The 12,219-nt window shown below is 57.5% G+C and carries 4 protein-coding genes and 1 pseudogene; all 5 read left to right on the forward strand.

Going from position 1 to position 12,219, the window contains the following annotated elements; all coding sequences use genetic code 11:
• Window positions 1-281: 281 nt before the first annotated feature.
• Window positions 282-1,514 (forward strand): Druantia anti-phage system protein DruA, encoded by a 1,233-nt coding sequence (locus tag KCN53_RS15935; protein WP_088713516.1) that lies wholly within the window; start codon window positions 282-284, stop codon window positions 1,512-1,514.
• 39 nt (window positions 1,515-1,553) lie between these two features.
• On the forward strand, window positions 1,554-4,382 hold the full coding sequence (locus tag KCN53_RS15940; RefSeq protein WP_207790653.1) for a hypothetical protein: 2,829 nt from the start codon (window positions 1,554-1,556) through the stop codon (window positions 4,380-4,382).
• A gap of 164 nt (window positions 4,383-4,546) precedes the next feature.
• A complete protein-coding gene (locus tag KCN53_RS15945) occupies window positions 4,547-5,455 on the forward strand; it encodes a hypothetical protein (RefSeq protein WP_207790652.1) in 909 nt (302 codons plus the stop codon).
• Between the two features lie 21 nt (window positions 5,456-5,476).
• The gene (locus KCN53_RS15950; RefSeq protein WP_088713513.1) at window positions 5,477-11,041 is read left to right on the forward strand and encodes a DEAD/DEAH box helicase; all 5,565 of its coding nucleotides are present in this window, start codon (window positions 5,477-5,479) and stop codon (window positions 11,039-11,041) included.
• Window positions 11,042-11,046: 5 nt separating this feature from the next.
• Window positions 11,047-12,219: pseudogene (locus KCN53_RS15955) on the forward strand (DNA/RNA helicase domain-containing protein); the annotation flags it as partial.

Genomic DNA, 12,219 nt, shown 5'->3' on the forward strand with positions numbered 1-12,219 from the left:
CGTGAGGGCGGACTGCGCTAACCCATCAGCGCCGCGTCATCGCCGAGATGCTGGCGTTGACTGAAAACCTTGTCTCGATGACGCCGAGCTAAAATGCCTGTAGGGTCGTTTGACCCTGCCATCACCAACGTAGCGCGACTGTGTACAACCGCGAGGCCGGACATCCTTCCATACGAAGGTTGAGCTTGTCGATTTGCCATGCGCACAGCCTGGGAGCAGACCTTGCCATAAGACGATTGCATCAGGTAGATTCTTCGAACCAAAAATAGGGGGGCTTGCTGGTGGCGAATGAAAATACCTCGATAATAAATATCGTCTCACGTGAGGCTAATATAAAACGAAAACTGCGCCGGCATCTACATGCTCTAGGTTTTGAGAAATCGGATCAGGGCGCGCTTCAAATTCAGGGATCTGGAAAGGAAATTGTTCGTACGCTTCATCGCGCGCAACGAGAAGAGCGACTTCGGGCGAACCGTGAGTTCATTGCCACCATGGCCGAGAAGCTGTTGGGGCACTTTGCATCTGGCAGAGAAATTGATGCCACGAGAATTTCACCGATACTCGAGCGCGTATCGGCGGGGACTTGGCAAGGCGATCTGTTTCGCCTCGCGTCACTGACATGGTCCGTCCCGGTTTCAAATGGCTTCGGCAGGCGCCTGCGGTATCTCGTCTGGGATGAAAATAATGGCAAGCTGATCGGCCTTATTGCCATCGGAGACCCGGTCTTCAATCTTGCTGTGAGGGACAGGCTTATTGACTGGGATACACATGACAGGAGTGCCCGGCTCGTCAATGTGATGGATGCCTATGTTCTTGGAGCCATCCCTCCCTACAACGCGCTCCTAGGTGGGAAACTTGTCGCCTGCTTGCTGAGAAGCCGGGATCTCTACGATGATTTTGCCCGGACATATGGCGGATCCACCGGAATAATTTCGAAAGAGGAGAAAAAGGCGCGGCTGCTCGCCGTTACAACATCCTCCTCTATGGGGCGATCATCGGTCTATAACCGCCTCAAGCTGGGGGGGCAGCAGTATCTGAAATCCATCGGCTATACGGGTGGATGGGGGCATTTTCACATACCGGATCGCTTATTTGCAGAATTGCGCGATTACCTGCGCGATATCGACCATACTTATGCAGACCAGCACCGGTTTGGCCAAGGACCGAACTGGCGTCTGCGAACCACAAGAGCAGCACTTTCAGCGCTCGGTTTCAAAGAAGATATGCTGCGACATGGAATTCAGCGCGAGGTCTTCATTTGTGAACTTGCCAAGAACGCAACCAAGATATTGCGCACAGGAAAGGGGAAGCCCGACGTCGGAGACCTACTCACTGCCAAGGAAATATCCGAGTTGGCGCTCGAACGGTGGATGGTGCCTCGGGCGGAGCGCATGCCTGAATTCAAGGACTGGAATTCAAACGACATTGTTGATCTCTTTGGTAATCAGACCCGCATGCTCCGCAACCAGCTAAAAAGCTCTGATCTGTTCAAGGAAACGGCCTCGGGGTCATAGTTGGTCATGGCTGTGCCTTTGGACCAATGGCAGGAGCGAATGGAGCAGCATTTTGCGGCACTTGCAGAGCGTCGCGCGGCGTCCGGCTTCCCTATTTTTGCTCTGGAGCACGGTCTGGATGATGGTGAATTGGAGGAGATTGCCGAGCAGCTACGGGCACGCCTGAACACCGGACTGAGACTGGTTCCACACTGGTTGCTCTGGACAATCTATGCGGCAGAGAGGGGATATACTTACGAAGGCGGTGAATATTGGCAGTCTTTCGAGGATGTTACACCCGGTTGGGATTCCCGAGACCGGTACCGGGTTACGGCGTGGTTCTCGAAATTTCAGTCAACCTACAATGGCGTAGTTCCTTCCGGACCGTGGGCGTCGCATTTTAGCATAATCGCCTGGCCGATCACCCATGCTGTCTTACCCCGCTATCTGCAGCAGCAATTTGCCCGAACATTGTATGATCTGCGCTTCACGCTTGCGCGACTGACGACGATCGAGCCTGCCGTAATTGGCCGTTTGATCGCGGGTAATGTCTACTACGCATCGACTCGTTTCGAGCAGTTTCTCCAGCAAGAAGAGTTGGTCGGCCGTATCGTCCTCGCGCTTCTGCACCAGGATCCACGTGAGGGCGAAGAGCCGCTTCTGCCTGCTACGCTCGATCGTATTGTTGCCGATCTCGAGCAGATGCGACACGCCCGCGGTTGGCTCAGAGAGGCAAGCCGCGTTGTGGCTGACCGCTTCAAGGGCATTGGTCGCGGCACCGCACCTCGAACCCTGAGCGACGGCCTGGATTCAGTCGAGCGAAGGCTGCAGGAAGCCAGACCTGATGTTCGGCCCGATCTGCGACTGCGATATGCCGGCGACGGGCATTGGACGCTCGTGATCGACGTCCCCAATTTCAAGTCAGTTGCCGCTCTCAATCCGGGTATCCAGCAGTTTCTTCGGCAGACCCGCTCGAAATTGAACGGCGATGATGTCAGGCGGCCGGCGGGCTGGGTCCTGTCTGGCAACCGCCGTGCGGTTCTCAAGGCTTGGCCTGACCCCTCCAGGCCGTTGGTCAGCTTTGAGTCCTCGAACGGAGTCGTCGATCATCTTCTTGAGAGCGAATGCCGGATGAGCCCGGGGCCGATCTGGCTCTTCCGGGTTGGCGCTGACGGCATCGCCCGCGAAATTGCCAGCCGTCTGATGCGACCCGGTAATGATTACATTTTGGCGTCGACCGATGAATTTGAAGACCTGCAAGATGGCATGACAGGCTGCGCCATCGAATGCAGCGATATCCGCGCCATCCGAGTTTCGGTGCCTTCCGATGTGCCCGCCGCATATATTCAATGGCTGCGGATACGAAATCTCGAACTTGCCAGAACCATCCGTGTCTGGCCTGCCGGTTTGCCCGGCCGGAACTGGGATGGAGAAGGGCGAAGCGAATGGCTGACGACCGAAAAGCCGTGTTTTGGGATCGTTCCCGATCATCCCGTGGATTCCTACCGTGTCACGCTCGATGATGGCGCGGCCGCGACCTTTCCGGCCGGAAAGCCGGGACAGCCAACCTTCATTCAACTACCTCAAATGGCGGCGGGGACGTATCGCCTCAATGTCAAAGCGCACCGAAGTGCGGCACTGGATGAAACCACAGCACCGCCCTCGCATGAAGGTTTTCTGGAACTCAGAATACGCGAACCTGAACCATGGATACCCGGAGCGACCTCGCATGTAGGCCTTGCGGTCACCAGCAATCCGCATGACGCCACGCTGGACGTGTTTTGGGAGAATGAGTTGGACCTAACGGTTTTCGGTCCCGAAGGTCGTCAGGTTACCCCGCATGTGAGCCTTGAGGATGCCAAAGGCGAGGAGATCTACAGCGCCCAGGTCTGCCCACCAGTCGACCTGCCGATTCTTCCAGAAATTTGGAAAAAGCGGTTCCAGGAATTTCTGCAGCAGCAACACGCAGAGTGGCGATACCTTGAGGCCGCTTCCGGCCTTCTCACAATCGAGGGGCAGGAACTTGGGCGGTTCGTTGTCCGGTTCGACCACGATGCGCTGCCGGTCCGCTGGGTCTTGCGTCATCAAGGCGAAGCCGTTGCGCTTCGGCTTGTCGACGATACAGGGCAAGAAGACGCGGAACCGAAATGCCGCTTTTTCAACATGGAGACACCAACCAGGATCGAGCGCCTGGACGCTGGAGAAGCCCTTGCGGGGTTCGATGTCCAGTCGCCAGGCGGGCTGTATATCGTCCAACACGGCAAGTTCCGGGACTTGGTCATCGTCAGCACCGGGCTGTCCGGTAGCGGCCTGGAGGGCTTGGGTGTTCATCCTGCCTACGCCCGTATTGCCGACAGCCCTAAATCCATCATCAAGCATATGAGGATATTGCGCTACTGGAGGTCAGCGCGGCTTGCGGGCTTCCTTGCCAACGCACGGCGGGGCCAGGTCGTGGTTGGCCTGACCACTCGCCTTTATGGGGCCTTGGCCGGTCGAGATTGGGGCCGAGCCGAGGCCGCTTTCATGCGAAGCAGCGATCGTGAAAAGGGTTTCGATCATCTGCAATCGTTGCTTGATCACAGGGGAGGTTTTCCGTCCGTGCTGCGTCGTGATGCCCTGAGCATCGAGGGTGGAAGAAAGGCGATTGCGGGCTGGTATGCCGATTTGGCCGCACGCTATGGTGTTTGTTCCGACCGAGCACTTTGCTCTCTGGCAGTCGATATAGCCAGCCGCCCGCACGAGGTGCCGCGCCTCTACCGTGACAGGCTGCCGGACCTTCTCAAACGCATTCTGGCGAAACCTCTGTTGCTGCGCGGAGCCCGGATCGTCGCGCTCAGCCATGCGTGCGTGGAAAATCGGCCCATAGAATTGCTGCCGAGGTGGGAATGACGATCACTGAACTCACTCCGGATGAGGTTTTGGGCTGCTGCCGTACGTCACTTGGCATGGGGATCGAGTCGTCTGGGCTTGACGACATTCTGTTGGCGGGCCTCCTGCGGCGTGCAGCAGGGATACACTGTCCATGTTCAAGGACCGCGCTTCGCGCCGCCCTCATGGAAAGCCTTGCATACTTGCAGCCGAACTTCGGAGGACTCGCCGATCGGCTGGACAATCTGACCGAGGCCATGATCGTCGCCGGTGACTTGCTGGAGCTATCCGATGTCGCGACCGATGACCCAGACGTTAAAGGAACTTGGGTATTCGCGGCGCCGCCATCTTTTGTGGTTCGCCGTTCCGGAAGCATCTTCTTGACCGGAATCGCTCCCGATCAGGACATCTTCTTGCCGGAACACCTGGCGCGGCGCGTGGTCCGCTCCCACGTGACGCAGTTTATCGCACCCGAGCCTGGCGAGGATCTGATCGAGCAGTTGATCGCGCACGGACTGCATCAATTGTCTGAGTCCGTGTGGCTCCGATCGCCCAAGGCGCAATCCCCGGAACAGTTGATCCAACGTTTCGAAAATCAACTGGCCTCTCAGCCGACATGCGGGCCGGTATCCGGTCTCGAGATACTCGATCGAGACACCAAGGTGACCTATTATCGCGGTCGATGGGGCGCACCGCGTGGGCAGACCGGAACATTCGTCGCACGCCGGCCGCAGGAGTTCGGCGCGCCGCTCTGGAGCTTCGTAGAACTTGCCGATGGCACGTTGAAGCGGATCGTCGACTTGCCTCCCAGGCACTTTCGTTGGCGCGGATGCGATGCCGCGTGGCACTTACAGATGGCGATTGACGGCATAGCGGGCCATCCGCAGCAATACAGGCGCAGCACCACAGATGCCGGTGTCCGTTTCGATTTCTTTTCGCCGTTGCCACTCTGGGCGCAGCGCCGATTGATGGTTCTCGGTCACGAACGTCCACGTAGCCGCAGCTTGTTCGCGTACGAGATTCCCGTGGCAGAGGCAGCAGAAGAAGAAAAAAACCTTCAGGAAAACTTGTGGCTGGTGCCGACGGACGCGTAAGAATGCGGGAGGGGAACAAGTATGCAGACAATTAAAGAAACTATAGAAAATCTGCACGGCTCGCTGAGTGACTATATCGAGGCGACATACCACATCAGTGCCCCGTCGTTGATTGCGCAGCGGCAACACCTTCTTGAACGTGACGGTGTCATACATCGCGTCCCTTATCTCGAATCGACGCCTAAATACCAAACGGGCGATACATTCGGCTCAATGGCCGGCCTGCCGTCGGCCGCGCAGACGCTCTTTTCACGATTGAGTTCTCCAAGCGAAGGCCTTCCGCGGTTGATCTACGATCCTCCGTACAAGCACCAGGCGGAGTCGCTTCGTCACAATCTCATCGATGGAAAGAATCTGGTCATCATGACCGGGACGGGTTCGGGAAAGACAGAATCTTTCCTTCTTCCGATCCTGGGCAAGTTTGCGCAGGAGGCGCAAGCGCGTCCCAGTGTCTTCGCTGAGCAGCCCGCGATGCGGGCGCTGATCATGTATCCGATGAATGCGCTCGTAAACGACCAGTTGGGGCGACTTCGCGCCTTGCTGGGCGACCCGCGCCTCGTCAGTTCCTTTAAGGAGTGGTGTGGCCGCCCACCTCGATTTGCCCGATATACAAGCCGGACCCCGTATGCGGGCATTCGCACGTCGAAGAAGGATTCGTCGCGACTACAATCCTTCGACAGCTTCTATGTCGACGTGCTCAGGCGTGCGGACAGCGACGATGCCGAAGAAAAGGCACAAGCTGTTGAGTTGCTGACCGCCTTGAAGGATCGCGGGAAATGGCCAGCAAAACCCGATCTTGAGGCCTGGTTCGGGCAAAAGGGCAGCGCCTGGCAAGACCGGAAGACGGGAGAGTTCGTCAGGGCGGTTACGCTACCTGACGACTCCGAACTTCTGACGCGACACGAAGTCCATGCCGCGCCGCCTGACCTGCTCGTCACGAACTACTCGATGCTCGAATACATGCTCATGCGGCCGATTGAGCGAGCAATCTTTGACAGGACACGTGAGTGGCTTGCTGACAACCCGAACGAGACCTTTCTGGTGGTGCTCGACGAAGCACACCTCTATCGCGGTGCCGCCGGCGCAGAAGTGGGATTGCTGCTAAGACGGTTGCGGGACCGGATCGGTGTCCCGGAAGACCGTTTCCGGATTATCTGCGCGACAGCGAGTTTCAAAGATGCTGACTATGCCCCGGCGTTTGGATCGCAGCTCTCCGGCATCCCGGCTGATACCTTCGTTCCAATCGAGGGCACACTCGATCTCAAGGAAGGTGCCGGGAAGGGAACGTTGGAGGACGCCGAAGCCCTTTCCGGTATTGATCTGAATGCATTCTACGAGGCGGATTCTGACAACGCCAAGCTGGCATTGATTACGCCGTTGCTCGACTACCGAGGCGTTACGGGTGCGGAATCGACAGAACATGGGCTCTTCGATGCGTTGAAATCGTTCCCTGCAATGTGCGCACTAATTAATGCAACGATGAAGGAAGCCCGGCCCATCGCCGAGCTTGGCACTTTTCTGTTTGCCGGCGATGTTCCGGCCAAAACCGCCGATGAAGCGGTTACTGTCCTGATGGCGCTCGGTAGCGTTGCGAGGCCGGAGCCGAATCTACCCGGATTGCTGCCCTGCCGCATACACAACTTCTTTCGGGGCTTGCCTGGCCTTTGGGTTTGTATGGATCCAGACTGCAGCGAGCTCTCCGAGGATCAACGTGATGGCATCTGCGGGAAGATGTACTCACAGCCGTCGGAAGAATGCGGGTGTGGTGCCCGGGTCCTTGAGTTGTTCACCTGCCGCAATTGCGGAACCGCTTACGCTCGCGCCTATACCGACGACGTCGATTCACCGCGTGCTCTCTGGTCTGAGCCGGGAGAGCAGTTGCGCATGGCGAGTGGCGAGACAAGCCCGTTGCTACCTATCGACTTGCTTCTTGAGCTGCCTGCGCACGACGATAGCGCCGAACCAGCCGACTACGATCTGGAAACGGGGCAACTGAATCCGCTCACACCCGGACCGCGCATGCGAACGGTCTTCATCCGTCAGGATCGACTCAACGATACCGCCGACGACGAGAATGAGAACGACAACAGCTTCGAGTCACGTGGTCAGTTCACTCCGTGCGCGGTTTGCGGCAAGACTGCACGCTTTGGGCGTAGCTATGTGCAAGACCATCAGACCAAGGGTGACCAGCCCTTTCAGGCTTTACTCGCCCGACAAATCCAAATTCAGCCTCCAGGGCCACAGGAAGCGACACCATTTGCCCCTCTGCGCGGCCGCAAAGTGCTCGCCTTCTCGGACTCCCGACAAGTGGCAGCTCGCCTCGCACCCAATCTGCAGATGTATTCCGAGCGAGATTCTCTCCGCCCCCTGATCATCAGCGGCTTCAATTGGCTCAAGGAACAGGATGCAATTCGCCCGCACCTGAATCTCGACGACCTATATTTTGGTGTGTTGCTCGCCTCCAAACGCCTGAACGTGCGCCTGCGTCCGGAAATGCGGGGCGGGGAAAACTTTGATGCTGAAGAAGTTGTAGACGAGGCGGTCCGCCAGGATGAACTGGAAGATCCGTCGACCTTGTTGAGCTTGTTGTTGGAAATTCGGGCTCACCGTCCGCCGGAATCGCTGCTTAGCAGCATGCTGACGACCTTGACCGACAGGTTTTGGGGGATGGAACCCCTGGCGCTCGCAACCTTGAAAGAAAGCGATCGCCACACAAAGAAGATATTGGGCCTGCCGCCGATACCGGGATTCGCTGAGAACGATGAGGCCAAACTTGCGGTCGCGCGCTACTGGTTGCGGTGCTGGAACAACAACGGCTTCAGGCTTGCGCAGATGCCGGGCACTTGGATTAATCGGCCGCCATCAGAAGGATTTCGGGTCAAGCCGCGAAACCCGAAAGCCAAGATCAAGGCAATTGAATCCGTCATCGACGATAAGGCCGCCAGGAAGGTCTTTTGGGATAGCTGGTCGCCGGAACTGCTCAAGTGGTTCACGCAATCAGTGGAGAGTGGGTATCGGTGCCTGAACGGCAGCGAGCTTTCGCTCCAGTTTGATGGCGCCTGGGTGCATTGCTCAAGTTGCAAATCGGTCCATCGTCCTATCCCTGGCATTGAAAGCTGCCTTGACTGCGGAAGTGATACCGTCTCCGCCCTTGATCCAGATGCCGACCCGGTCTTCCTTGCGCGCAAAGGTTTTTATCGCAAACCGGTTACGCAGGCCCTTGAGGACCCGCCGCGGCAGCCAATGGCTCTCATTGCCGCGGAACACACTGCCCAGCTCAACGCGCCGCAAAACGAGGATGTGTTCTCCAAGGCGGAAGAAAATGAGCTCTTGTTCCAGGATATCGCGCTGAGTGGGAGCGGCGTTGGAGGACGTTCCACCGCAATCGACATTTTGTCCAGCACGACGACTATGGAAGTCGGTATCGACCTCGGAGCTTTGTCAGGTGTGGCCCTGCGAAACATGCCGCCTGGGCGTGCTAACTATCAGCAGCGGGCAGGCCGTGCAGGTCGCCGCGGCAATGCTGTAGCCACAGTCGTCGCGTTTGGGAGCGCAGACAGCCATGATGAGCACTATTTCTCCCAGCCCGACGAGATGATCCGGGGTGATGTCGTCGACCCGAAACTGACATTGGACAACCCTGAGATCGTGCGCCGCCACATCCGCGCGTTCCTCCTGCAGAACTATCACCAGGATCGCCTTCCGATCATCGACCCTGACCAACCACACGATCTATTTTCTGTTCTGGGAAGTGTCTCCGGTTTTCGGAAGGCGGATTCGTTCTTGAATCGGGATAACTTCGCGGCATGGCTCGCCGACAATGAGGAGACGTTGCGTACCCGCATAGCCGGGTGGATTCCTGAGCAGCTATCCGGAGACGATCGGGCTCTTCTCCTAGGCGAGTTCGTCAGTGATTGCCTTCAAGCTGTGGACGAGGCCATCGCCCCTGGTCCCGGTGAAGAGGACGAGACCGAGGATGAAGACGACGACGATATCGCCGGTGACGAAGAAGCAGCTGAGGAAGGAGAAGAACACCCGCAGCAGGCTTCCAGCCCCGGCAAGATGCTGGACCGCCTCCTTTACTGCGGGAAGCTACCTCGATACGCATTTCCGACTGATGTTGCGACCTTCCACGTATTCGACCGCGACCGGTCGTCCCGCCACAGACATATCATGAAATTCGCGCCCTCACAGGGCTTGCCGATAGCGCTTTCCCAATATGCGCCGGACAAACAGGTCTGGATTGCGGGCAAGTGCTACACCTCGGGGGCCATCTATTCGGTCATGAAGGACGACCGCTTCCACGCTTGGGAGAGCAAACGTCTCTACATGGAATGCAGCGACTGTGGTTTCGCGAGGACGTTCGAAGCGGGTGAAATCGTCCGCAATGACACGACTGATTGCGAGGCCTGCGGTGGCGAAAACACATTTGGGCCCGCTCGCTACTGGATGCGGCCGCCGGGATTTGCTCACCCGATCGGCGTCGAGGAGATGACGTCTCCAGACGAAATTCCGGAAACCAGCTACGCCACCCGAGCGAAGTTGACGATGGGAACGCCGGGAGACGATGAGGGCTGGTCCGAAGCCAATGAGCGAATCCGTAGTCTGAAAACCCGGCGACACCTCCTGGTGTCGAATACGGGTCCGCAGCAAGAAGGATACAACTACTGTGTCAAATGCGGCCGAATAGAAGCGAGCAACACCCCATCGCCGATCCTGGCGGCGCCTCACCGCAAGCCGTATCCGGATGATGATGACAAACTCATGTGTGATGGCATTGGACCGACACGCCACCTGGTGCTTGGCACCGATTTCATCACGGACATCGCGCTGTTCTCAATGCGCGTGGCCGCACCGCTCAAACTGAAGCCGGGGCACTATTCAACGGATGTCGCGCTGCGAACTGTCAGCGAAGCACTTGCCAAGGCGGCATGCCAGATACTGGAGATCGAGCCTGGCGAGTTGATGGCCGAGTATCGACCTGCGCTCACTCCTGCGGGTAAAAGCGGGTTGGAAGCAGAGATCTTTCTCTATGACACGCTTCCTGGCGGCGCGGGCTTTGCGAGTCAGTTTGCAGATCGCGGACTTGAGCTGTTCCAGCACGCACTCCTATTGCTGAAAACCTGCCCCGAGGACTGCGACGCTTCGTGCTACCGCTGTTTGCGGAGCTTCAAGAATAAGTTCGAACATCGCCTGCTCGACAGGCATGTGGGCGCTGAACTGCTGGAATATCTGCTGACAGGACAGAATCCCGGATTCAGCGCTGAACGCCTCAAGCGATCTACAGCCTTGTTGCTGAACGACCTCCTCCGGCGCGACGAGGGGATGGCGACATTCGAGGCTGGGCTAAAAATCACCTATGGGAATGGAAAGTCAGTAACGGCTCCAATTCTTGCTGAATGCAAAGGTCGGAAGTTCGTCATTGCGCTTTCGGGGCCTTTGACGACAGGTCATCCCGCTGATCCGGCGATAGCTGAATTTCGCGACAGCGGCACTGAGTACCAGGTCATTGTCGAGAATGAACTCGTGATACGGGGTAACCTTCCAACGGCAACGCGCACCATCTACCAGCAGATCACCGGTTGAAGTAGATGATAGAACTGGTTGGCGTCGGCGAAGGGAAAGAATACGAGGCAGCCCTGCATTTGCGTAAGCAACTGCTTGCCGTCTGGCCCGACCTCAGCCAGCACCCCGGCGATCATGTGAAGATTTTCGTTGGCCTTAAGCTTTACGGACATCCGATCGAAGACATCGACCTTTTTGTGGTGGGGCAGTTCTCTGAGCCACGCGAGTTTGACATTGAGTTCAAATTCTATCCGCGCGAGGGCGAGCCTTTCGTTCCGCGGCGCGCTTCGGTGCGCAACTTCGCCCTTGTCATTGAGGCCAAATCACACGATGCGACGGGTGTAAGGTTCGACGACAAGGTTGCTTCGGTAAGGTATCCCAGAGGCTGGGAGTGCGTGACCGAGAAGGCCCGGCAGCAGGTATTCGAACTCAAGAAGTACCTTGCGCGCAATGGTGTGCCGAAGATCTATCTCCAGGATCTGGTTTTCTTTTCCGGCCTGCGTGAGTCCGACCTCCCTAAACGGCCGCACAACTGTTTCGGCATCGATGCGAGCTTCGAACGCATTCTGAACATTTTGGGCCAAGTGTCGTCTCCGGCTAACAACGACCGCCGCGTAACGCTCAGCTTCGGCTCGGAGGACGTCTTCGATTCAATCTTTTCGTCAGAGACCGCTTTGCTTCAGACCATGGAGCCCACGCCGCTCGACCGGCGGCGCATGGATCGCATTGTCAAGGCAGCACTGCCCGAGGCCTGGCTCGATGATCTGACACATAGGCAAGTCGTAGTCCGTGGCAGAGGCGGCGTTGGGAAGACCGTGATCCTTCTTCAGATGGCGTACCGTGCCTATGACAGTAACCGGATGCGGTCGCTCGTGCTGACCTACAACAAGGCACTTGTCGCCGACATGAGACGCACGATGGCACTGCTCGGTGTCCCTCACCAGATCGAAAAAGGCGGCATTCGGATTGAAACGGTGCATGCGTTCGTCGGTCGCCTGATGCATGAACTCGGCATCATCAAAACTTACGATGGTTTCCTAGATCGTTACGAGGAGCACAAGGCAACTCTCCTGGACTACATTCGTAGCGGAGCGCTTTCCCCTGATGACATTGAAAGCGTACTTCAGGACAACGCCGATGATTTTGCCTGGGACGCAATCTTCGTCGATGAAGGGCAGGATTGGCCATCCAATGGGTGC

This window comes from Pacificimonas aurantium, from assembly GCF_020092905.1.
Taxonomy (GTDB): Bacteria; Pseudomonadota; Alphaproteobacteria; order Sphingomonadales; family Sphingomonadaceae; genus Pacificimonas; species Pacificimonas aurantium.

What these genes read in the sequence shown, in the direction of transcription:
- KCN53_RS15940 (WP_207790653.1), top strand. Translation starts at nt 1,554, where the DNA reads ATGGAGCAGCATTTTGCGGCACTTGCAGAGCGTCGCGCGGCGTCCGGC.
- KCN53_RS15945 (WP_207790652.1), top strand. Translation starts at nt 4,547, where the DNA reads ATGGAAAGCCTTGCATACTTGCAGCCGAACTTCGGAGGACTCGCCGAT.
- KCN53_RS15950 (WP_088713513.1), top strand. Translation starts at nt 5,477, where the DNA reads ATGCAGACAATTAAAGAAACTATAGAAAATCTGCACGGCTCGCTGAGT.